Source organism: Pantoea sp. nfd-35, from assembly GCF_056892255.1.
This window is the reverse complement of record NZ_CP122403.1, coordinates 157,780-179,099: the sequence shown is the minus strand read 5'-3', so window position 1 is coordinate 179,099 and position 21,320 is coordinate 157,780. Positions and strand designations below refer to the sequence as shown.

Here is a 21,320-nt window from a genome sequence, read left to right as displayed (position 1 = left end):
TAATCCGGCCTGTTCAACGCTGATAAACACGATTGTGATGAGCGCAACATATAATGGCAGATAGTATATCAAAGGCCTGCGGCTGAATTGATTCAGGTCAGACAACTTTTCACTAATTTTTTGCAGCAATGTTAAAAACGTGCCGTTTCCATTTTATTAACTTAATTCATGTAAGTTAAAAGTTAAAAGAATCCTGCTTTTCAAACGGTACCACAGAACAGGGATCCTGATGAATAATGACGTCAGAACCGGGAAACGCTTTTCGCAGCGCTTTCTCTACCTGATCGGCAATACGATGAGCCTGGACGAGTGGTAACTGATCTTCGAGCTCAACGTGAAGCTGGATAAACTTTGTCGGGCCGGACTGACGCGTACGCACATCGTGTACGCCCTGTACACCCGGCCAGTTGAGGGAAATCGCAATAATTTGTTGCCGCTCTTCATCGGGTAATGCTCTGTCCAGTAAAGACTGAACGGCTTCATGGCCCATCCGCAGCGCACTAAAAAGAATATAGACGCCAATCCCTAACGCAAACAGTGCATCAGCGCGCGTGAAACCGTAGCTGCTTAATATCAGCGCCACCAGGATAGCTCCGTTCATAAACACATCTGACTGATAGTGCAGCATATCTGCACGAATGGCCTGACTCCGGGTTTTACGCACGACCCAGCGCTGGAAGGTGACCAGTACTAATGTCGAAACCAGCGCTACGACGGTGACAACAATTCCGATGCCCGGCGAGCGCAGTTCGTTAGGGGAAGCGAGATGTTGAATACCCGTAAGAAAGAGGAAAAGGGCTGAACCCGAAATGAACATGCTTTGGGCCAGCGCGGCCAGCGACTCCGCTTTACCATGCCCAAATGTATGATCGTCATCGGCGGGCTGTAAGGAATAACGCACCACCAGCAGGTTGGTCAGCGAGGCGGCAATATCCACCAGGGAATCGACCAGCGCGGCCAGCAGGCTAACCGATCCGGTGTACCACCAGGCAAAAATCTTCACAACCAACAAGACGGAAGCCAGCAGCGTCGCCGCGACTGCCGCAGACTGGATTAACTTTCCGTACGAAGCCTGCATGCCAAACTCCATAGACATATTACTGAAACGTAACGAAGTATGAGAGAAAGGCTAAGTTTAACACTACAGAAGGCGTCGCGCCTGACTGTCTGAACGGCGAAGAAACAGGATGAAACGGCATTTCTGAAGGGAAAAAAAGTACTTCGCCCCGTCCTCATAGAGAGACGGGGCGAATTGCCTACCTTGGGTAAGCGCCAAATCAACGTGCAGATTTGGTTCAGTGCTTAGCAGCCGTTACTTTTTGCCGCCTTTCTTGCCCGCTTCGGAGGCTTTTTCGGGGTTATTTTTAAAATTACCGCCGCCGCCAGTGCCGCTGCTCTTACCGCCTTTTTTACCGGCTTCAGACGCTTTTTGCGGGTTGTCTGCGAAATTACCTGAACCACCACGATGCTCTGCCATAATTTACTCCGTTAATAGGTTAATTCGGACTACATGATGTGGTTGCTGCTCTCCGTTAATTTCGTAAGTACATCGGCTTCCATGCTGAGACAACTTAAGTGTAGAACTGCGCAATTAGCGTGCAAGCGGAGCGGGATATTTGCAGCTGATTGAAATATAAATAAAAACAAAGCAGGAAGTTAAATAAGTTTTACTTATCATGTATTTAAAAGATGAAAGAAAAGTGAAATATCTTCGATGGTAAAACGCGCAAGAAAAACAGCACCCTGAAAAACAGGAATAAAACCAACGGTGTTTTCTATTTTTTTAACTATCCGATAAATTGTAAATTCATCGTAAATGATAAATCGCAGATAAAAAACATCATGAGATGAAAAGGGATCTTTGGTTCAAAGTGAGCCAGGAACAATTCTGCAAATTAATGAAACTGGCGAAGCCAGACATACCCAGGCATCAAGCTATGCATATCTTGCGGCATACGTTCAGTCGTTGGTCATGATAGACGGCAGAAATCTCATATCGGTACAGGCGATTTTAGGCCATGCGAGGATTGAGCAAACGGCAGCTTATGCCCATCTTGCACCTAACGATTTGAGGGATGCGATTACGCGTAATCCGCTTGAAGGTGGCCTCAATGTGTAGCTAACGTTGTCTACATATTGTCTACACCAGCGGCGCTTATACCTGTCTGCAAATGCTTAGCGTGTTTTTAGTCACGCACTGATTTTAAAGGATTTTTGGATAAGTACCTGATAAAAAAAACCCCCTCATCATGAGGGGGAAGACAGGGATGTGTCTATGGCAAGGAAAACAGGGATACTATTTACTACTGGTTACTACTGGTACGACTCACGGGTTGCAGCGATGATGCTGGCTGCAGATTCGAAAGCTTGCGTAATGAATTTATACGCCGCTCATAATTCTTTTGTAACGCGGCCTGCTGCTCCGGCGTTAACAGGTGGTACATCTGATTACGAACGCGCGCCATCTCAACCTGCTGCTCTACCTGAACTCTGGCAATGGCTTCTGCCTTACTGCGGATGGCCGCTTCGTTAAAATTATCTGCAGTCACTAAATCATGCATGGCTGCGATATCATCAATATTCGTTGCCGGACGATCGTGTCGGGCTTGCTGCATAAGGTCACGCATCTGCTGCCGTTGATGTTCCGTCAACTCAATGCCGTCGAACATGTGACTTTGCGAATTTTGCGTCATACTGCCTGTCGTAAATTCGCCGTGATGCACATCATCAGGCGCCATCGGCTCTGCTGCTCTTGCGCTGGCGTTACAGAGAACCATCGCTGAGGCAATAACGACGGCGGTTAATTTGCGCATCGTTTACTCCAGTTCGTTCTGTTTTGCGATTCAACGATAGCCAGTGTACGGCGATAGCTGCAAACATCCGTCAGGGGGTGTAAAAGTACGTAAATCGATGGATTGGTATCATGGGAACACGCTATTTTGCCTGCGGAGGGCTACAAAAATGAATAAAATCCTGTTGGTAGATGATGACCGCGAATTAACTTCGCTTTTGAAAGAGCTGTTGGAAATGGAAGGGTTTGAAGTCGTGGTCGCCAGCGATGGTGAACAAGCGTTGAACCTGCTTGATAACTCAATTGATCTGCTTTTACTGGATGTCATGATGCCGAAGAAAAACGGTATCGACACCCTGAAAGAATTACGCCAGCAATATCAGACGCCCGTCATTATGCTTACCGCACGCGGAAGCGAACTGGATCGCGTGCTGGGCCTTGAACTGGGTGCCGATGACTATCTGCCTAAACCCTTTAACGATCGTGAGCTGGTCGCGCGTATTCGCGCTATCCTGCGCCGTTCAAACTGGAGTGAACAGCAGCAACAGCACGATAACAGTTCACCCACGCTGGAAGTTGACTGCCTGCGCCTGAATCCGGGCCGTCAGGAAGCCAGTTTCGACAGCGAGACGCTGGATCTCACCGGAACGGAATTCACCCTGCTTTATCTTCTGGCACAGCATCTTGGGCAGGTTGTCTCTCGCGAGCACCTTAGCCAGGAAGTGCTGGGCAAACGCCTTACGCCTTTTGACCGCGCCATTGACATGCACATCTCTAACCTGCGCCGTAAGCTCCCTGACCGCCGTGACGGACATCCGTGGTTTAAGACATTACGTGGCCGCGGATATCTGATGGTTTCTGCATCATGATAGGAAGTTTGACTACCCGCATCTTTGCTATTTTCTGGCTGACGCTGGCACTGGTATTGATGCTGGTGCTCATGGTACCCAAGCTTGATTCACGTCAGATGACGTCGCTGATGGAGAGTGAGCAGCGTCAGGGGACGATGATAGAGCAGCACGTTGAAGCGGAGTTAATGCGCGATCCCCCTAACGATTTGATGTGGTGGCGGCGCTTATTTCGCGCGATTGAGAAATGGGCACCGCCCGGTCAGCGCTTGCTGTTAGTCACCAGCGAAGGCCGGGTTATTGGCGCGCAGCATAATGAAATGCAGGTTATCCGTAACTTCATCGGTCAGTCAGACAATGCCGATCATCCACAGAAGAAAAAGTATGGTCGCGTCGAAATGGTGGGCCCTTTCGCCGTTCGGGATGGGGAGGATAACTATCAGCTTTACCTGATTCGGCCTGCCAGCAGTTCTCAACTGGACTTTATCAACCTGCTGTTTGACCGGCCTTTGCTACTGCTTATCGTTACCATGCTGATTAGCTCACCGCTTCTGCTCTGGCTGGCGTGGAGCCTGGCGCGTCCTGCACGTAAACTCAAATACGCTGCGGATGAAGTGGCCAGCGGCAACCTGCGTCAACATCCTGAACTGGAATCGGGCCCGCAGGAGTTTCTGGCCGCCGGTTCCAGCTTCAATCAAATGGTGAGTGCGCTGGAGCGCATGATGAACGGTCAGCAACGTCTGCTTTCCGATATCAGCCACGAATTGCGTACGCCGCTGACGAGACTTCAGCTGGCTACCGCCCTGCTGCGTCGCCGTCAGGGTGAAGGCAAAGAGCTGGAGCGCATTGAGATGGAAGCTCAGCGGCTTGACGGCATGATTAATGACCTGTTGGTGCTGTCGAGAACCCAGCATAAGAACGCGCTGGTCAGCGAAGCCATGAAGGCAAACCAGCTCTGGAATGACGTGCTGGAAGACGCCAGGTTTGAAGCGGAACAAATGGGCAAGACGCTGGAGATTCCTTATCCTCCAGGCCCCTGGCCGCTATACGGCAATCCACATGCGCTGGAAAGCGCGCTGGAGAACATCGTCCGTAATGCGTTGCGCTACTCGCACACGCATATCAGCGTCAGTTTTTCCGTGGATATCTCGGGTATTACCGTGCACGTTGATGATGACGGTCCTGGCGTCAGCCCGGAGGATCGCGAGCAGATATTTCGTCCTTTCTACCGCACTGATGAAGCGCGGGACAGGGAATCCGGCGGTACCGGCCTGGGGCTGGCGATTGTGGAAACGGCAATACAGCAACATCGCGGGTGGGTCAAAGCGGATGACAGCCCGCTGGGTGGACTGCGCCTCACTATCTGGCTGCCACTTTACTCCTCTGCAAGGCAATAATTTGCTATGCTTCGGCCCTCGTTATCGGGGGCCTTATGCTTAACATCGTATTATTTGAACCAGAAATCCCACCTAACACCGGCAATATTATTCGCCTGTGCGCCAATACCGGTTTTCAGCTCCACCTGATTGAGCCACTGGGCTTTGCCTGGGACGATAAGCGCCTGCGTCGCGCCGGGTTGGACTATCACGAATTTACCGCGATCAAATTTCATGCTGACTATCAGGCTTTCATCGCTACCGAGCAGCCTGAGCGCCTGTTTGCGCTGACCACCAAAGGCACGCCCGCACACAGTGCGGTCAACTATCAGTCTGGGGATTATTTGCTGTTTGGACCGGAAAGCCGCGGGTTACCCGCAGAGATATTACAGGCTCTGCCCGCAGCGCAAAAAATCCGCATTCCGATGATGGCGGAAAGCCGTAGCATGAACCTGTCCAACGCGGTATCGGTAGTGGTTTACGAAGCGTGGCGCCAACTCGACTATGCTGGCGCACTGATTAAATCTTAAATACCATCGCCAAACTGGAAGCCTGCACCGTTACCGTTAAAGTGTTGATCCATATCCATTGACGGCTTTTCACTGCCGGGCTTGCCGACGATGCGCGCAGGAACCCCGGCGGCGGTGGTATGTGGAGGGATAGATTGCAACACCACGGAGCCGGCACCAATCTTGGCACCACGGCCTACCTCGATATTACCGAGGATTTTCGCACCCGCGCCAATCATCACCCCTTCACGAATTTTCGGATGGCGGTCGCCGCTGGTTTTTCCGGTGCCGCCAAGCGTTACTGACTGCAGGATTGATACATCATTTTCCACAACGGCGGTTTCACCGATCACAATCCCGGTAGCATGATCCAGCATGATCCCATGACCAATTTTGGCAGCCGGATGAATATCAACCGCAAAGGAGACTGAGACTTCGTTTTGCAGATAAACGGCCAGAGCGCGTCGGCCTTCATTCCACAGCCAGTGCCCGATACGATGCGCCTGAAGCGCATGAAAGCCTTTCAGATAAAGCAGCGGCGTGGAGTATTTATCAACCGCAGGATCGCGCAGGCGAACCGCCTGAATATCACAAGCAGCAGACGCAATCATTGAGGGATCTTCACGGTATGCTTCTTCTACCACTTCACGAATAGCGATAGCAGGCATGATCGGATTCGCCAGCTTATTGGCCAGCATATAGCTAAGAGCACTGCCAAGATTCTCATGCTTAAGCAATGTCGCATGGTAAAAGCTGGCCAGCATCGGCTCGCAGTCTGCCAGCGCGCGTGCTTCCGCCTTGATATTGTCCCAGACCAGTTCTAACTCATCAGACGACATGCTGTTTTCTCCCGATAAAAAAGCGCCTTGATCGGCGCTGCAGGTTATGATGCCTGGCTTCCTGCTTTAGTTTGTACTGTTTTCGTCCTTCCTCGAACGCCCCAGCAGGCTTAATGCTGCATCTCGTGCCGGTTTTCCGCAATAGAGCACCTGATAAATCTGCTCCGTAATGGGCATTTCAACCCCGACACGTGCAGCCAGCGCTTTGACTTCTTTCGTATTTCTGTAACCTTCTACAACTTGTCCGATAATGCGTTGTGCGCCATCGACCTCTTCGCCCTGCCCCAACATCATGCCAAAGCGGCGGTTACGCGACTGATTATCGGTACAGGTAAGCACCAGATCGCCCAGGCCTGCCATCCCCATAAACGTCGTGGGATCGGCACCCAACGCTGCGCCAAGACGGCTCATCTCTGCCAGTCCACGGGTGATTAATGCCGTTCGTGCATTCGCGCCAAATCCGATACCGTCCGATATCCCAGCACCAATCGCGATCACATTTTTAACCGCGCCACCCAGCTGAACCCCGATAAAATCGGGATTGTTATACACGCGGAAACTTTTGCCGCAGTGCAACCGCGTTTGCAAATCATCCGCAAACTGCGTATCGGTTGCCGCCAGCGCAATCGCCGTAGGTAAACCCGCGGCCAGTTCTTTCGCGAAGGTTGGGCCAGATATCACCGCCAGCGGAATGGCCTCACCCAGGATTTCCCGGGCGACGTCCTGCAGCAAACGACCGGTTTCTTTTTCCAGCCCTTTCGTCGCCCAGACGATACGCGAGTCCTCACGTAAGCCAGGTTTGATCTGCGTCAGCACTTCGCCAAAGACGTGGCTGGGTACGACCACCAGTAGATCGCGGCTGGCCGCAATGGCCCTGGCGAGATCGGGTTCAATCGTCAGATTATCGGGAAAGGGAACATCAGGCAGGAAAGCAAGATTGCAGCGGTCTGACTGCAGCTGTGCCATGTGGGCGGGATTATGGCCCCACAACAACACGGGATGGCCATTACGGGCCAGCGTAATCGCCAAAGCGGTGCCGTACGAACCGGCACCGATGACGCTAATCGAAGCGTGAGTAGTCATCAGGCATCCTGATGTTGCGCGGCACCTTCTTCGCCTTGCTGCTGCTGCAGATAGTTCATAAACAGCGCATCAAAGTTAACCGGCGCGAGGTTAAGCTGCGGGAACGTACCACGAGAAACCAGACTGGTGATGCATTCACGGGCATAAGGGAACAGAATATTCGGGCAGTAAGCGCCCAGGCAATGCGCCATCTGAGTGCCGTCGATACCGCCGATGGTGAAAATGCCCGCCTGCTGCACTTCACACAGGAAAGCGGTATCTTCGCCAACGGTCGCGGTTACAGTCACACGCAGCACCACTTCATACACTTCATCAGCCAGCTGCGAAGAAGCCGTGTCCAGATCCAGCTTAACGTCTGGTTCCCACTCTTTCTGAAACACTTGTGGCGCGTTCGGCGCTTCAAAAGAAATGTCTTTCGTGTAAACGCGCTGAATCTGAAATTGCATTTCGTTGGTGTTATGTTCTGACATGTGACTAAGTCCTGTAAGTTAATATGTCTGGCGTAATTACGCCTGAAGTAACGGATCTAAACCTGCACGATCGTTGAGCGCCATCAGATCGTCGCAACCGCCAATATGCTGACCGTCGATAAAGATCTGCGGCACGGTAGTCCGGCCACTGCGCTTAATCATCTCTTCGCGTTTTGCCATGTCCCCATCAATGGGAATCTCCTGAAACGCCACGCCTTTTTGACTCAGCAGCGCTTTTGCCCGGTGGCAATAAGGACAGGTTGCTTTGATGTAAATTTCAACATTTGCCATAGGGACCTCAGGATGATTATTTACCGCGAACCAACGGCAGATTTTCGCCGCTCCAACCACTGATACCGTCTTTGAGAACGGCAACCTGGGTAAATCCAGCCGCGCTCAGATGGGCAGCAGGATCTGCCGCGCTTTGTCCGGTTGCGCATACAACAATTATGGGCTGTGCTTTATGCTTTTCCAACTCGCCTAAACTGCCTTTCTTGATATCTGCTGCAGCCACATTTATCGCGCCCGAAATGTGCCCCTTGCGGTAATCATCACGCGAACGCACGTCTACCACTACCGCGTCCTCTTTGTTAATGAGTCGGGTTGCTTCGCCTCGACTGATAGTTTTTACTTTAGAGAACATTCCTTTAACGGTAGTCACAATCACCAGTACGAGTAAGACGACCCATGCCAGACTCAGGATGGGGTGATTGCTTGCAAACTGCATAATTTCTTGCATGAGGGGTAACGACTCCAGACCGGGCTAATAAGCTAAAACAAGGCTTCTGAGTATACCTGCGCCACTTCGCATGTACAGACGCTAAGCGGACAGAGTGACGATTTGTGCGTCATTTTCCAAAAAAATTGGCTGAATGGCAAAAATGTCGTGGCGCTTGTCCCTTGTCCTGATGAAAATGGATCGCACTGAGAAAGCAAAAGCCGGTCGGCAATGCTGGTAAGCAACTGTTCATCGTGGAATAATCATCGGCCTATGAAGGGAAAGACAACCGTTCTACCAACATGGACTCGTTACAACGGTCGTCCCCTGCCGTTGTTTACACGCTTGTCCGCCCTGTCTTTTAGCCTGCTTTATGCGGGCATATTGTTGTTTCCTCTACCCGGCTTATCGGCGGATGACAACAAAGCCCAGCTGAAATCTATCCAGCAAGAAATTGCCGAAAAAGAAAAAAGCGTAAAAGCCCAAAAGGTTCAGCGCAGCCAGTTACTTAATCAGCTACAAAGTCAGGAAAAGATCATTGCTCAGGCAAGTCGACAGCTACGGGAAACCCGTAACAGCCTGTCGGCCCTGAAGGGTGAGATTACCCAGGTCACCGCCTCGGTTTCCCGTCTTGAAAAGCAGCAGGCACAGCAGGAAAAGCTGCTTGCTGAACAGCTGGACGCCGCCTTTCGCCAGGGGCAGCACAAAGGTTTGCAACTTCTGTTAGGCGGTGAAGAGAGTCAGCGTAGCGAACGTATCCTCGCTTACTTTGGCTATCTGAACACCGCACGTCAGGAAAATATCACCGCCCTGCAAACCACCCGTCAGGAATTAGCCCAACAGCGCGCCTCGCTGGAACAAAAGCAACAACAGCAGAAAACGCTGTTAACCCAGCAGCAAGAACAACAAGACAAACTCCAGCAAGCCAGCGCCGCGCGTAAAAAAACGCTCACGTCTCTGGAAAGCGCACTGCAGAAGGATCAGGCTGACCTGGTTGAGATGCGCCAGAACGAAAGCCGCCTGCAAGATAAAATCGCTCGTGCCGAGCGAGAAGCCCGTGAACGCGCCGCCCGTGAGGCACGTGAGGCAGAAAAAGTGCGTCAGCGTCAGGTGCAGGCGAAAGCGAAAGGCTCCAGTTATCAGCCAACACAAAGCGAGCGCGAGCTGATGGCGCGAACGGGCGGACTGGGACGGCCCAACGGTCAGGATATCTGGCCGGTACGCGGACGCGTCGAACATCGGTTCGGTGAGGAACTGCAAGGCGAATTACGCTGGAAAGGCCTGGTCATTGCGGCTCCGGAAGGCACAGAGGTCAAAGCCATTGCCGATGGTCGTGTATTGATGGCCGACTGGTTGCAGGGCTATGGTCTGGTCGTAGTTATCGAGCATGGTAAAGGAGATATGAGTCTGTATGGCTATAACCAAAGCGCCCTCGTCAGCGTAGGTGCCCAGGTGAAGGCCGGTCAGCCCATTGCGCTGGTGGGCACCAGCGGTGGTCGCGGCACGCCTTCGCTCTATTTTGAAATCCGACGTCAGGGTAAAGCGGTCAATCCAGTTCCGTGGTTGGGAAAATAAGTGTTAGTTCATCGTTACCAGATTACCGCCTTGCTGTGCGGACTGTTGCTCAGTTTCGCGTCCCAGGCCGCTAAGCTCGCCATCGTCATTGATGATTTCGGCTATCGACCCACGGAAGAAAATAAAGTGCTGCAAATGCCGCAGGCGATCTCTGTCGCGGTGCTTCCTGATGCGCCCTATGCACGTCAGATGGCCATCAAAGCGCATCAGGGCGGCCGTGAAGTTCTGATTCACCTGCCTATGGCGCCGTTAAGTAAGCAACCGCTTGAGAAAAACACCTTAACGCCTGAAATGAGCCGCGCGGAAATCGATCGCATCATCCGTAGTGCGGTCAACAATGTCCCCTATGCAGTGGGGCTGAATAACCATATGGGCAGCAAAATGACATCGAGCCTGCCGGGTATGCAAAAAGTCATGCAGGCGCTGAATCAGTACAATCTGTACTTTCTCGACAGCATGACGATTGGTAACAGTCAGTCACTGCAGGCCGCACAGGGAACGCACGTCAGGGTGCTTAAGCGTCGCGTATTTTTAGATGACAGTCAGGATATCAATGCGATTCGACAGCAGTTCAACCGGGCAGTCAGTCTGGCCCAGCGTGATGGCTACGCGATTGCGATCGGTCATCCGCATCCCAATACCGTGCGGGTGCTGCAACAAATGTTGCCCTCGCTGCCCGCAGATATCACCCTGGTGACGCCGGGTCAGTTATTGAATGAACCGCTACGCAACGGCAACGCATCGCCAGCCAAGATCACACCACACAGCAAGCCACTTCAGGGCTTCCAGCCGCCTGGTGAATGTAAAGTGAAGCAGCCGCTGGCACCAGTTCCGGCTAGCCGTGCGCTGAGCGTTATTGGTGAAAGCATTACAGAAAGTCCGCTTTATCATCGTATTGATGAACTGTTCTAAAACACTCAGCACCAGGCATTAAACCTGGTGCTGAGCAATCACATTACGCAGACAAACGTTATCTTTCTTACTCGCTACTCGGGCGATCAAGGCGACGTCCAGTCCAGAATCACCTTTCCAGACTGCCCCGAGCGCATTTCATCAAAACCCTGCTGGAAGTCATCAATCGGGTAACGGTGAGTGATAATCGGGGTGAGATCCAAACCTGACTGAATCAGCGCGGCCATCTTATACCAGGTTTCGAACATCTCACGCCCGTATATGCCCTTGATAAACAGTCCTTTAAAGATCACCAGGTTCCAGTCAATAGCCATTTCTCCCGGAGGAATGCCCAGTAAGGCCAACCGCCCACCGTGATTCATCACCTCAAGCAAGGTTCGGAAAGCGGGCGGTGCACCTGACATTTCTAATCCCACGTCAAAGCCTTCTTTCATGTCCAGCGCATGCATGACTTCACGCAGATCTTCTCTGGCGACATTGACCGCGCAGGTCACGCCCATCTTGCGGGCCAGTTCAAGCCGGTAGTCATTAATGTCCGTGATCACGACATTCCGCGCACCGACATGGCGGCACACCGCAGCCGCCATAATACCAATAGGGCCGGCACCGGAAATGAGTACGTCTTCACCGACCAGGTCGAAGGATAAGGCGGTATGTACCGCGTTGCCGAAGGGATCAAAAATCGCTGCCAGCTCGTCGGAAATATTGTCGGGAATTTTGAATGCATTAAAGGCGGGAATAACCAGATACTCTGCAAAGCATCCCTGGCGGTTAACGCCAACGCCTTGGGTATTTCGACAGAGATGGGTACGGCCTGCGCGGCAGTTTCGGCAGTGCCCACAGGTGATATGCCCCTCGCCCGAAACCCGATCGCCTATGTTAAACCCTTTAACCTCCTGACCAATAGCCACCACTTCACCGACATATTCGTGGCCGACAATCATGGGGACCGGGATGGTTTTACGCGACCAGTCGTCCCAGTTGTAAATATGTACGTCTGTCCCACAGATGGCGGTTTTACGAATTTTTATCAGCAGATCGTTGTGACCCGGCTCGGGAACTGGCGCATCAGTCACCATCCAGATGCCCTGCTCTTTTTTCAACTTAGCCAGTGCTTTCATGGTTAATCCTCAGGCAATGACGCCAAGTTGTTTACCAATGCGCGTGAAAGCTGCCACCGCCGTTTCGAGTTGCTGCTGGCTGTGCGCTGCTGAAATTTGGGTTCGGATGCGTGCCTGACCTTTTGGCACAACCGGATAGAAAAACCCGGTGACATAGATGCCTTCCTGTTGTAACAACTGAGCAAATTCCTGCGCGACGCTGGCTTCTCCCAACATGACCGGAATGATGGCATGATCGGCGCCGGCCAGCGTAAAACCTGCCGATGTCATTTTTTCGCGGAAGAAACGTGCGTTGTCCCACAAGCGCTGACGCAAACCGTCGCCTTCGCTTAATAAATCCAGCACGCGAAGAGAAGCCGCGACAATTGCCGGTGCCAGCGAGTTAGAGAACAGATAAGGCCGTGAGCGCTGACGCAGCCATTCCACCACCTCTGCTTTGGCAGCAGTGTAACCGCCGGATGCGCCGCCCAGCGCCTTGCCCAGCGTGCCGGTGATAATGTCGACCCGGCCCATGACGTCGCAATACTCATGCGTTCCGCGACCGGTACTTCCGACAAAGCCAACCGCATGGGAATCATCGACCATGACAAGTGCGGAATAGTCGTCTGCAAGATCGCAAATGGCGTTCAGATTGGCGATCACGCCGTCCATCGAGAACACGCCGTCCGTGGCAATCATAATGGTCTTCGCCCCGTTATCCCTGGCTTCCTTCAGGCGGTCGCGCAGTTGCGCCATATCATTGTTAGCGTAACGATAGCGCTGTGCTTTACACAGGCGTACACCATCAATAATCGATGCATGATTGAGTGCATCAGAGATGATGGCATCTTCCGCGCCCAGTAAGGTTTCAAACAGCCCGCCGTTGGCGTCAAAACAGGAGGAGTAAAGAATGGCGTCCTCCATTCCCAGAAAATCGGCGAGCTTTTTTTCCAGCTGTTTGTGTATATCCTGGGTACCGCAGATAAAACGCACGGATGCCATGCCAAAACCGTGCGAATCCATGCCCTCTTTGGCTGCCTGAATTAAGGCTGGGTGGTTGGCCAAACCCAGGTAGTTATTCGCGCAAAAGTTAATTACGGGACGCTCAGGCCCGACCTCAATTTCTGCCTGCTGTGCGGAGGTAATAATACGTTCTTTTTTGAATAAACCTTCACGCTGGGCGGCGTCGAGTTGCTGCCGGATATGTTGGTAAAAATGCGCTGGCATTATCCTGCTCCTGATAAGGTGGAAATCTGGCAAATATTACTGAACATATCGCCTTTCTACGCTTAATCGACCAAAAGAATGTTAATTTTGCAGCATAGTTCACGCCATTCTGTCGGATGTGCAGGACCTTACAGAGTCATCTGGCTGTCTGGAGCGGGATGAAATGTTATGATGTAGGCATTACGTGTGAAATGTCCCGTTTCAACTCAAAACTTTAAAGGTAACAGTATGATTATCGTAACCGGTGGCGCAGGAATGATCGGCAGCAATATTGTCAAAACGCTGAACGATCGCGGTCACAACGACATTCTGGTCGTGGATAACCTTAAAGATGGCACCAAATTCGTGAATCTGGCCGATCTGGATATCGCTGATTACATGGATAAAGAAGAATTCCTGACCTATATCATGTCAGGTGAAGATCTTGGTCCGATTGAAGCCGTTTTTCACGAAGGTGCCTGCTCAGCCACCACCGAGTGGGACGGTAAGTACATGATGGATAATAACTATCAGTACTCTAAAGATCTGCTGCACTTCTGTCTTGAGCGTGAAATTCCGTTCCTTTACGCTTCTTCTGCCGCCACCTATGGTGGACGCAATGAGAATTTCATTGAAGAGCGCCAGTACGAACAGCCACTGAATGTCTACGGCTATTCAAAAATGCTGTTCGACCACTACGTGCGTCAGATCCTGCCTGAAGCCTCCTCGCCGGTATGCGGCTTTCGCTACTTTAACGTTTACGGCCCGCGTGAAAGCCATAAAGGCAGCATGGCAAGCGTGGCGTTTCATTTAAACACGCAGATTAGCAATGATGAAAATCCAAAGCTGTTTGAAGGCAGCGACGGCTTTAAACGTGATTTTATTCATGTCGATGATGTGGTGTCGGTGAATCTGTGGTGCTGGGAGAATGGGATTTCCGGCATCTATAACTGCGGAACAGGCCGCGCCGAATCCTTCCAGGAAGTGGCAGATGCGGTGCTTAATTTTCACCAGAAAGGCCAGATTGAGTACATTCCTTTCCCTGACAAGCTGAAAGGCCGCTACCAGGCTTACACGCAGGCCGACCTGTCTAATTTACGCGCAGCGGGTTACGACAAACCGTTTAAGACCGTGGCACAGGGCGTTTCTGAATATATGGTTTGGTTAAATCGCAACGTCTAAAGGAATAGATACCGGTAATGAAAATTCTGGTGATCGGCCCGTCGTGGGTCGGCGATATGATGATGTCGCAAAGTCTCTATCGTACCCTCAAGGCCGAACATCCTGACGCAGTGATTGATGTGATGGCACCTGCGTGGTGCCGTCCTTTACTTTCACGGATGCCTGAAGTGAATCAGGCGCTGGCGATGCCGCTGGGTCATGGCGCGTTAGCGCTTGGCGAGCGCCGTCGGCTGGGCAAATCGCTCCAGGCCAGCCATTACGATCGCGCTTATGTTTTACCCAATTCTTTTAAATCAGCGCTGGTTCCCTTTTTTGCCGGGATCAAGCGCCGTATTGGCTGGCGCGGAGAAATGCGTTACGGCCTGTTAAACGATTGTCGGGTACTGGATAAAGCCGCGTTTCCGCTGATGGTTGAGCGCTATGTGGCTCTGGCTTATGACTTGCCAGTCCGCTCAGCGCGGGAACTGCCACAACCCCTGCTAACGCCTCAGCTACAGGTCAGTGAACAGGAAAAAAGTGAGACGTCCGCGCAGTTTCAGCTGACTCCCGAGCGGCCGACGATTGGTTTTTGTCCCGGTGCAGAGTTTGGGCCGGCAAAACGCTGGCCGCATTTTCACTATGCGACGCTTGCCCAGCAGTTAATCAGTGAGGGTTATCAGATTCTGCTGTTTGGCTCGGCTAAAGATCATTCCACCGGTGAAGAAATCCTGTCTTCGCTACCGGAAGCGAGCCGTGCACATTGCCGCAATCTGGCTGGCGAAACGCAGCTGGAACAGGCTGTTATTCTGCTGGCTCAGTGCCACGCAGTGGTCAGTAATGATTCGGGCCTGATGCATATTGCCGCAGCGTTAAACCGACCGCTTGTCGCCTTATATGGTCCCAGCAGCCCTGACTTTACGCCGCCTCTGTCTGACCGGGCACGTATTCTCCGTTTAATTAGCGGCTATCATCGTGTACGCAAAGGCGATGCCGGGCAGGGCTATCACCAAAGTCTTATCGATATTCAGCCCGCACAGGTTCATGAAACATTGAGCACGTTGTTGCGCGAAGTCCAGGAGGGGACATGCACGTCCTGATCGTCAAAACCTCCTCCATGGGAGACGTCCTGCATACGCTGCCAGCACTCACCGATGCCATGCATGCCCTGCCCGGAATACGCTTTGACTGGGTGGTGGAAGAAAATTTTGCACAAATCCCGACCTGGCATCCGGCAGTGGATAAGGTTCTGCCTGTCGCCATTCGACGCTGGCGCAAACACTGGTTTGGCAGCCTGCAGCGTGAAGAGCGCGTGCGTTTCAAGCGTGAGCTTCAGTCTCGTGACTACGACATCGTGATCGACGCTCAGGGGCTGATTAAGAGCGCCGCGCTTGTGACTCGTCTGGCTAAAGGCGTTAAGCACGGCCTGGACAATCGTAGTGCGAGAGAACCTTTCGCCAGTTGGTGGTATGACAAAAAGCACGAGATCAGCAAGCAACAACATGCAGTCGAGAGGACGCGTGAGCTGTTTGCTAAAAGTCTGGGTTACGATAAACCCCCGTCTCAGGGGGATTATGCAATTGCCGGCCATTTTCTGAAGCCCTTATCACAGCATGAGAGCCCTTATCTGGTATTTCTTCATGCCACTACCCGTGATAACAAGCACTGGCCAGAAGCTCACTGGCGAGAGTTGATTGAACGTGTCCGGCCAGCGGGCTTGCGTGTAAAGCTGCCGTGGGGCGCTGAACATGAACATCAGCGTGCGCTGCGTCTGGCTGAAGGTTTTGAGCACGTAGAAGTCTTGCCTAAGCTTTCTCTTGAAGCCGTAGCACAGCAGTTGGCAGGCGCAGATGCCGTAGTGTCGGTAGATACAGGGCTGAGCCATCTGACCGCCGCACTAGACAGGCCCAATATCACGTTATATGGCCCCACCGATCCGGGTTTGATTGGGGGTTATGGGCAAAATCAGTATGTTTTGCGGCCTGCAGAGGGCAGCAAATTAGCAGACATTAGCGCTAAGGACGTCGCGGATATGGTCTTTGAGATTCTTGTATGAAGAAACTCCACATCATTAACCTTGAAAAAATGGGTGGTGTTGAACGCCTGTTCCTGCAGTACATCAATGATTTTTCTGACGGAAATGATGATGTGATATGCATCAGTAATGAGATAGACGATGATATTCGTCGTCACATTCCTCAACAAAAAATCACCTTTGCCAATCGTTGGGTAAATGGCCTGAAATATAAAGTCCCGCAATTTCTTCGGAAATATTTGCTAAAAAAACGCATTGAGGCAAGTGATGCCGATGTAATAGTGGTTTGGGATTTAATTCCAGGACTGCCAGCAAAACCCAGGCGTGCTGCTCTGGTCTATTACGATCATGGCTGCTCATGGCGTTATCCAAAAAATAAAAAAACGCTTAACTTTATGGCAATGCTGGACGGCGTGATTTCAGCCTCATACGCGTCAAACCGGGTGATGCATCACCGCTTCAACCTACCTTGCCCGCATCACGTCGTGATAAACCGAATCATGTTGCCGCAGGGGATAAATTCCGCAATCAGAACGCTAAAAAATCCGCTCAGGCTAGGAACGGCATCTCGCCAGGTTAGCCTGAAAGGCATTAGCGTAGGACTTTTAACGCTTAAAGAATTACGCCAACGTGGACACAACGTTGTGTTGGAAATTGCGGGAAAAGGGCCCGATCATGACGCCTTCGTGGCGCTTGCTGAGCGTTTGAATATTAGTCAGTTTGTTACCTTCAGCGGTTTTCAGCATGATATGAGCGCCTTTTTTAATCGCACAGATATCTATCTCAGTACACCTGTCACTGAGCCATTTGGCCTTTCCTGTATGGAAGCGCTTTATTTTGGTGTACCGGTTATTTTCCCCATGATTGACGGCCAACCTGAAGTCGTTGGTCATCAGCAGTGTGGCATTGGATTACCCCCCTCCGTTACAATTGATGAGCATGAGAAATTAACTGGTATACGCGTTGATTTCCCCTATCAGGTCTACGAACCTGTCCGTGATGTTATGGAAGAAGCCAGGCTGGTTTCACATATTGATTGCGCCAACGCGGTGGAAGTCTTGTCGGTGCCTGAAACGTATCAGCGATTTAGTGAAGCCGCTAAAGCCTGGACAGTAGAACATTTCGACTATGCGCTGTTTAAGACAGAATTCAACGATGCTTTAAAGGATGTTATAATTAAAAAATGAAACTAAATCATTTAATCTTTAAAAAAGAAGCGCCTGCCAACTTTTTCAGCCAGCTTATTTTTATCGGATGTGCTATCGCCTTTATTACTTCGCCATTTGGATGGGCCTTTGGCAGGAACGTTTTTTATCTTTCCAGCTATCTGGCTTTTCTGGTCATCGTTTTTCATCTCAGATTTTACATTGCTGACAAAAAAAACCTGATTCTCCCTGGTGCGTTTTTTGCTGTCGGGATCATCAGCATTATCTGGACAGCCATGTATAAACAACCTGGCGATTTCATTAGTCTGTACCGGCAGTACCAATCAACCGGACGATTACAAATCGCCGCAGCGTTTGTTCTACTGGCGATGCTTAATACAAAGATAGCGCTACAAAAAAATACCGTGCTGGCAGCCCTTGTTTGCGGGCTTGCGGTAAATAGCTATGCCATTTATCAGGGGATTTTCTTACACATAGCGCGTGTAGAGCTGAATTTTGATCGAGCAACGGTTGCTGCCTACATCATTACCGCAGTCAATCTGATATTCATTAAAGCCGTATTACTTTTAAAAACCCGCCACAGAGTGTTGCTTTTTTTGGCAGCTTTCGCCTTTACCTATGCTTCCATTCTGTTGACTGGAACCCGTGCAGCTATGCTGGCTTATCCCGTGTTGGCTTTAATGATTGTACTCATGAGCACACATGTGATTAATCGTCGTCACAAAATTATTCTGTTCATCCTGGTGCCCATCATGCTCCTGCTCAGCGCTGCACTTTTTCATAAAGTCATCACTATGCGTATACAGCAGTTCAATCAGGATATTGCGCATATGCATGAGCAAACGGGAGAAAACTCAATCATCTCACGCTTAAGCATGCAAACCGTTGCATTTCGCACCAGCCTTGAAGCCCTGTGGGGAGAGTCTGCAGAGCAACGAGCGGCAGAAGCAAAAGTGATTGTTGCACAAGAACCTTCGCTTTATGGGGCATTACCCTACCTTACCGTTCATATGCACAATGAAGTGATGGAAACGTTCTCGATTAAGGGCATTGTGGGTCTGTTAGCGTTGGCAGGTTTATATCTTTGCTTATTACGCAGCGCATTCACGCCTTACCGCAATCCCGCACTCTTCGCAGTCACAGTATCTTTGATCACCTATGGCCTGAGCGACGTGATATTTTTCAGCACTGAGGGAACCCTCATCTATTGTCTGGCCGTCATCATCAGTGGCTTATTAGTTAAAACACCGTCTGTATTACAGGAAGCGAAGTAATGCAAACGCGTGACTGGCTGCTAAGCATCATTATTCCTTTATACAATAGTCAGGATTATATCGTTCCCTGTCTGACATCCTTGTTTACCCAAATTGACCCTGATATTCAGGTCATCATTATCGATGATGGGTCGACAGACCTTTCAGCCCAGCGTGTGAAAGAATTTCTCAAGACTTATCCTTCAGCTTGTGTTGAATTCATTCAGCAGGCTAACCAGGGGGTTGCCGCAACCCGCAATGTTGGCCTGTCAAAAGCTAAAGGAAAATTTATTACCTTTTTGGACGCTGATGATCTACTCAGTAAAAATTATCTATCAGTTATCCGACCGTTATTACTCTCCGATCAAGACGATCTGATTGATTTTAACTACGCACGCTTTGAAAACACGCCCCCTGAAGCATCAGAAAACGAATTGCCTCAACGTGTCGCTTACGATTTTTCCGTTCAGGGGCTGAATTGTCTGCGTCCGCTTTTTATCCGATCGATGTGGCATTTATGGAACCGCATATACAGAAACAGTCTGCTGGAAGGTGAGGCTTTTGAAGTCGGCAGACGTTACGAAGACGTTATCTTTACGCCATTTCAATATCTCAAAACACAGCGTATCGCTCATCTTGAAAATACGCTCTACTACTACCGCGATAATCAGCAGGGCATCACACGGAATGTCCGTATGAGTGACATTGAGGACATGCTATTCGCCATGAATAAAATGTGTGCAATGGCACAGTCTGACACTGAGCTGCGTCGACTGGCTGCAGGGATGATAGTGAACTGCTTTAATGAAGTGAAAAGCATGTCGAAAGCGGTTTTTGGTTATTATCATTACGATAAACAAACCAGGCTGGCCATTAAGTCAGCCGCACGCCTTTGTAGGGGCCATTGCAAAACAAAAAAGTTTTGGCAAATGCGCTATCCCGAAGTCGACACGCTTTTTTCGTGGTTGCGATTTAAGGCCCGCAAATCTGTTCCTGAAGCGAATCAGTGACGGCACCGAGTGCCGTTTTTTTCTTCAGGGCATATTCGGTCAAGGTCATACCTTGGGTACGTTCCTGAAGCCAGCTGAACAGCTGCTCTAAATCATCGTAAAGACGGTCAATGTCTGCGTCGTTTTTAAACGTCGGGCTGCCGTCAGGCATAAACTCCGATGAATGCAGCATAAATTCAACATAGTCGTTTCCCTGCGACAGCGTTTGCTCAACGACATGCTTCATTTGCGCCAGATTCCCGCCCACAGGCCGCAGCCAGTTTACCCGAGGTCCTCTCGACTTACCCCTGACGTTGTCCCAGACTTTTTTAAACTGGTTTTTCAACATGCCATGCCGGTACTGAATGCTCATCGGCAATTCCAGTAAGGTTGAGCTGCCAGGCTTGGAAATATCGTTGATGTCGACATAGTAGGCCTGGTCAGGAAAATGGCGGTAATCTGTACCGCCTTTCCCCTGGGGAGCACCGGGAGAACTACGCCAGTCCACGCGCGGCGTCACAGAGCAGTCGACCAGATAGCCATGATCGATCAATGCACGTGCATAAACTTCATTGAAGGCCCAGCGGCCTGCACGGTGACTACGCATTTTAGTTTCAAATGCCGTTTCAAGCAGGTCGGTCATATAGGCGACCTTATCGTGCAGTATCGACTCTGGATATTCGATCAAATAAGGCTGGTAACGCCAGTCATCCTCCGTAAGTGCATAGTCAGGAGGGCTGTACCAGGCATGTAAATGCATGCCTATTTCACCCTGATTACGCTCAAGAAGATCTCGTCCGAACTCGACATAAGCCGGATCGCAAGCCATTTCATAATTAGTAAGCCACGTCGGTTTGAACGCGTATTTCTCGCAAAGCGACTGAAAACGCGGTAGAAAGCGGACATTATGTGTGGTGACATTGCCGCTGCGGTTGCGCCAGAGGTTGTCACCTTCCGTATCGAGAGTGATTAAAAATGCCGGTTTATCCATGACTTATCCAATAATCGGTAGAGATTATCCTGACTATGTTACGCAGGGTAGTCATTCCGCGCAAAAATATAATTGCAATTGGTTTGGTTTTTATTCGTAGTCATCAATGGCCTGATAACCTAAGATAATTCCCGTAGTCAGCGGGGCCTTTATTTTGTAACGCCTTGAATAAAATAGCGTTGTGGCGTTTTCCCTATTGAAAAACTGCGTTAGATCCCCACTATTTTGCTCTGTTATGGCGAGTTTACTGCCGTGCGCTTTATGCTTTAGGCCATTCACAGTGCTGGCGGCGTCTTTGAGG

The 21,320-nt window shown here is 50.8% G+C and carries 22 protein-coding genes; 11 read left to right on the top strand and 11 right to left on the bottom strand.

Annotated features, from left to right (window positions below):
* Window positions 1–175 precede the first annotated feature (175 nt).
* The 3 genes from fieF to cpxP form a co-directional block, all read right to left on the bottom strand.
* On the bottom strand, window positions 176–1,078 hold the full coding sequence (gene fieF / locus P9J57_RS00830; RefSeq protein ID WP_014604761.1) for a CDF family cation-efflux transporter FieF: 903 nt from the start codon (window positions 1,076–1,078) through the stop codon (window positions 176–178).
* 234 nt (window positions 1,079–1,312) lie between these two features.
* Window positions 1,313–1,477: a KGG domain-containing protein gene (locus P9J57_RS00825; RefSeq protein WP_013027707.1), complete on the bottom strand. Its 165-nt coding sequence runs from the start codon at window positions 1,475–1,477 to the stop codon at window positions 1,313–1,315.
* Window positions 1,478–2,303: 826 nt separating this feature from the next.
* Window positions 2,304–2,813, bottom strand: a complete 510-nt coding sequence (gene cpxP / locus P9J57_RS00820) for a cell-envelope stress modulator CpxP (protein ID WP_013027709.1) — start codon at window positions 2,811–2,813, stop codon at window positions 2,304–2,306.
* A gap of 148 nt (window positions 2,814–2,961) precedes the next feature.
* Between cpxP and cpxR the strand changes: the two genes are divergently transcribed.
* The 3 genes from cpxR to trmL are packed head-to-tail and all read left to right on the top strand — an operon-like array spanning window position 2,962 to window position 5,545.
* Window positions 2,962–3,660 (top strand): envelope stress response regulator transcription factor CpxR, encoded by a 699-nt coding sequence (gene cpxR, locus P9J57_RS00815; protein ID WP_014604760.1) that lies wholly within the window; start codon window positions 2,962–2,964, stop codon window positions 3,658–3,660.
* Entirely contained in the window at window positions 3,657–5,036 is a 1,380-nt protein-coding gene (gene cpxA, locus P9J57_RS00810; protein ID WP_013027711.1) for an envelope stress sensor histidine kinase CpxA, read from the top strand. The genes cpxR and cpxA overlap by 4 nt, the downstream gene beginning before the upstream one ends.
* Window positions 5,037–5,071: 35 nt before the next feature.
* Window positions 5,072–5,545, top strand: a complete 474-nt coding sequence (trmL, locus tag P9J57_RS00805; RefSeq protein WP_013027712.1) for a tRNA (uridine(34)/cytosine(34)/5-carboxymethylaminomethyluridine(34)-2'-O)-methyltransferase TrmL — start codon at window positions 5,072–5,074, stop codon at window positions 5,543–5,545.
* On the opposite strand, the gene cysE is transcribed toward trmL, so the two are convergent.
* From cysE to P9J57_RS00780, 5 genes are all read right to left on the bottom strand, one after another.
* Window positions 5,542–6,363 (bottom strand): serine O-acetyltransferase, encoded by an 822-nt coding sequence (cysE, locus tag P9J57_RS00800; RefSeq protein WP_013027713.1) that lies wholly within the window; start codon window positions 6,361–6,363, stop codon window positions 5,542–5,544. The genes trmL and cysE overlap by 4 nt on opposite strands.
* 66 nt (window positions 6,364–6,429) lie before the next feature.
* Window positions 6,430–7,446, bottom strand: a complete 1,017-nt coding sequence (gene gpsA, locus P9J57_RS00795) for an NAD(P)H-dependent glycerol-3-phosphate dehydrogenase (protein ID WP_013027714.1) — start codon at window positions 7,444–7,446, stop codon at window positions 6,430–6,432.
* Window positions 7,446–7,916 carry a protein-export chaperone SecB gene (secB, locus tag P9J57_RS00790; RefSeq protein WP_013027715.1) on the bottom strand — a complete coding sequence of 157 codons (471 nt, stop codon included), beginning with the start codon at window positions 7,914–7,916 and terminating at the stop codon, window positions 7,446–7,448. The genes gpsA and secB overlap by 1 nt, the downstream gene beginning before the upstream one ends.
* Window positions 7,917–7,952: 36 nt before the next feature.
* Window positions 7,953–8,207 (bottom strand): glutaredoxin 3, encoded by a 255-nt coding sequence (gene grxC / locus P9J57_RS00785; RefSeq protein WP_013027716.1) that lies wholly within the window; start codon window positions 8,205–8,207, stop codon window positions 7,953–7,955.
* 16 nt (window positions 8,208–8,223) lie between these two features.
* Window positions 8,224–8,655, bottom strand: a complete 432-nt coding sequence (locus P9J57_RS00780) for a rhodanese-like domain-containing protein (protein ID WP_013027717.1) — start codon at window positions 8,653–8,655, stop codon at window positions 8,224–8,226.
* 252 nt (window positions 8,656–8,907) lie between these two features.
* Between P9J57_RS00780 and envC the strand changes: the two genes are divergently transcribed.
* Window positions 8,908–10,209, top strand: coding sequence for a murein hydrolase activator EnvC (envC, locus tag P9J57_RS00775; protein WP_019105399.1), 1,302 nt, complete (start codon window positions 8,908–8,910; stop codon window positions 10,207–10,209).
* A complete protein-coding gene (locus tag P9J57_RS00770; protein WP_022622376.1) occupies window positions 10,210–11,121 on the top strand; it encodes a divergent polysaccharide deacetylase family protein in 912 nt (303 codons plus the stop codon). It abuts the gene before it with no gap.
* Window positions 11,122–11,207: 86 nt separating this feature from the next.
* Here the strand turns inward: P9J57_RS00770 and tdh are convergent, their stop codons facing one another.
* On the bottom strand, window positions 11,208–12,242 hold the full coding sequence (gene tdh, locus P9J57_RS00765) for an L-threonine 3-dehydrogenase (protein WP_013027720.1): 1,035 nt from the start codon (window positions 12,240–12,242) through the stop codon (window positions 11,208–11,210).
* 9 nt (window positions 12,243–12,251) lie between these two features.
* Window positions 12,252–13,448, bottom strand: a complete 1,197-nt coding sequence (kbl, locus tag P9J57_RS00760) for a glycine C-acetyltransferase (RefSeq protein WP_014604757.1) — start codon at window positions 13,446–13,448, stop codon at window positions 12,252–12,254.
* Between the two features lie 228 nt (window positions 13,449–13,676).
* Between kbl and rfaD the strand changes: the two genes are divergently transcribed.
* The 6 genes from rfaD to P9J57_RS00730 are packed head-to-tail and all read left to right on the top strand — an operon-like array spanning window position 13,677 to window position 20,049.
* On the top strand, window positions 13,677–14,609 hold the full coding sequence (gene rfaD / locus P9J57_RS00755; RefSeq protein WP_014604756.1) for an ADP-glyceromanno-heptose 6-epimerase: 933 nt from the start codon (window positions 13,677–13,679) through the stop codon (window positions 14,607–14,609).
* Between the two features lie 17 nt (window positions 14,610–14,626).
* On the top strand, window positions 14,627–15,685 hold the full coding sequence (gene rfaF, locus P9J57_RS00750) for an ADP-heptose--LPS heptosyltransferase RfaF (protein ID WP_014594896.1): 1,059 nt from the start codon (window positions 14,627–14,629) through the stop codon (window positions 15,683–15,685).
* Window positions 15,673–16,641 (top strand): lipopolysaccharide heptosyltransferase RfaC, encoded by a 969-nt coding sequence (rfaC, locus tag P9J57_RS00745; protein WP_014594897.1) that lies wholly within the window; start codon window positions 15,673–15,675, stop codon window positions 16,639–16,641. Before rfaF ends, rfaC begins: the two co-directional genes overlap by 13 nt.
* Window positions 16,638–17,807: a glycosyltransferase family 4 protein gene (locus P9J57_RS00740; RefSeq protein ID WP_019105397.1), complete on the top strand. Its 1,170-nt coding sequence runs from the start codon at window positions 16,638–16,640 to the stop codon at window positions 17,805–17,807. Before rfaC ends, P9J57_RS00740 begins: the two co-directional genes overlap by 4 nt.
* Entirely contained in the window at window positions 17,804–19,060 is a 1,257-nt protein-coding gene (locus P9J57_RS00735; RefSeq protein ID WP_483279366.1) for an O-antigen ligase family protein, read from the top strand. The genes P9J57_RS00740 and P9J57_RS00735 overlap by 4 nt, the downstream gene beginning before the upstream one ends.
* Window positions 19,060–20,049 carry a glycosyltransferase family 2 protein gene (locus P9J57_RS00730; protein ID WP_013027727.1) on the top strand — a complete coding sequence of 330 codons (990 nt, stop codon included), beginning with the start codon at window positions 19,060–19,062 and terminating at the stop codon, window positions 20,047–20,049. The genes P9J57_RS00735 and P9J57_RS00730 overlap by 1 nt, the downstream gene beginning before the upstream one ends.
* Here P9J57_RS00730 and P9J57_RS00725 read toward each other — a convergent pair.
* Complete coding sequence (locus P9J57_RS00725; RefSeq protein ID WP_013027728.1) at window positions 20,012–21,019, bottom strand: polysaccharide deacetylase family protein; 1,008 nt, start codon at window positions 21,017–21,019, stop codon at window positions 20,012–20,014. The genes P9J57_RS00730 and P9J57_RS00725 overlap by 38 nt on opposite strands.
* Between the last annotated feature and the right edge of the window lie 301 nt (window positions 21,020–21,320).

Bases quoted from the DNA above. Each gene is read 5' to 3' on its own strand.
- rfaD (WP_014604756.1), top strand. From the start codon at position 13,677: ATGATTATCGTAACCGGTGGCGCAGGAATGATCGGCAGCAATATTGTC.
- rfaC (WP_014594897.1), top strand. From the start codon at position 15,673: ATGCACGTCCTGATCGTCAAAACCTCCTCCATGGGAGACGTCCTGCAT.
- cpxA (WP_013027711.1), top strand. From the start codon at position 3,657: ATGATAGGAAGTTTGACTACCCGCATCTTTGCTATTTTCTGGCTGACG.
- gpsA (WP_013027714.1), bottom strand. From the start codon at position 7,446: ATGACTACTCACGCTTCGATTAGCGTCATCGGTGCCGGTTCGTACGGC.
- tdh (WP_013027720.1), bottom strand. From the start codon at position 12,242: ATGAAAGCACTGGCTAAGTTGAAAAAAGAGCAGGGCATCTGGATGGTG.
- secB (WP_013027715.1), bottom strand. From the start codon at position 7,916: ATGTCAGAACATAACACCAACGAAATGCAATTTCAGATTCAGCGCGTT.
- trmL (WP_013027712.1), top strand. From the start codon at position 5,072: ATGCTTAACATCGTATTATTTGAACCAGAAATCCCACCTAACACCGGC.
- fieF (WP_014604761.1), bottom strand. From the start codon at position 1,078: ATGCAGGCTTCGTACGGAAAGTTAATCCAGTCTGCGGCAGTCGCGGCG.
- cpxR (WP_014604760.1), top strand. From the start codon at position 2,962: ATGAATAAAATCCTGTTGGTAGATGATGACCGCGAATTAACTTCGCTT.
- envC (WP_019105399.1), top strand. From the start codon at position 8,908: ATGAAGGGAAAGACAACCGTTCTACCAACATGGACTCGTTACAACGGT.
- rfaF (WP_014594896.1), top strand. From the start codon at position 14,627: ATGAAAATTCTGGTGATCGGCCCGTCGTGGGTCGGCGATATGATGATG.
- cysE (WP_013027713.1), bottom strand. From the start codon at position 6,363: ATGTCGTCTGATGAGTTAGAACTGGTCTGGGACAATATCAAGGCGGAA.
- P9J57_RS00780 (WP_013027717.1), bottom strand. From the start codon at position 8,655: ATGCAAGAAATTATGCAGTTTGCAAGCAATCACCCCATCCTGAGTCTG.
- P9J57_RS00730 (WP_013027727.1), top strand. From the start codon at position 19,060: ATGCAAACGCGTGACTGGCTGCTAAGCATCATTATTCCTTTATACAAT.
- P9J57_RS00825 (WP_013027707.1), bottom strand. From the start codon at position 1,477: ATGGCAGAGCATCGTGGTGGTTCAGGTAATTTCGCAGACAACCCGCAA.
- grxC (WP_013027716.1), bottom strand. From the start codon at position 8,207: ATGGCAAATGTTGAAATTTACATCAAAGCAACCTGTCCTTATTGCCAC.
- kbl (WP_014604757.1), bottom strand. From the start codon at position 13,448: ATGCCAGCGCATTTTTACCAACATATCCGGCAGCAACTCGACGCCGCC.
- P9J57_RS00735 (WP_483279366.1), top strand. From the start codon at position 17,804: ATGAAACTAAATCATTTAATCTTTAAAAAAGAAGCGCCTGCCAACTTT.
- cpxP (WP_013027709.1), bottom strand. From the start codon at position 2,813: ATGCGCAAATTAACCGCCGTCGTTATTGCCTCAGCGATGGTTCTCTGT.
- P9J57_RS00725 (WP_013027728.1), bottom strand. From the start codon at position 21,019: ATGGATAAACCGGCATTTTTAATCACTCTCGATACGGAAGGTGACAAC.
- P9J57_RS00740 (WP_019105397.1), top strand. From the start codon at position 16,638: ATGAAGAAACTCCACATCATTAACCTTGAAAAAATGGGTGGTGTTGAA.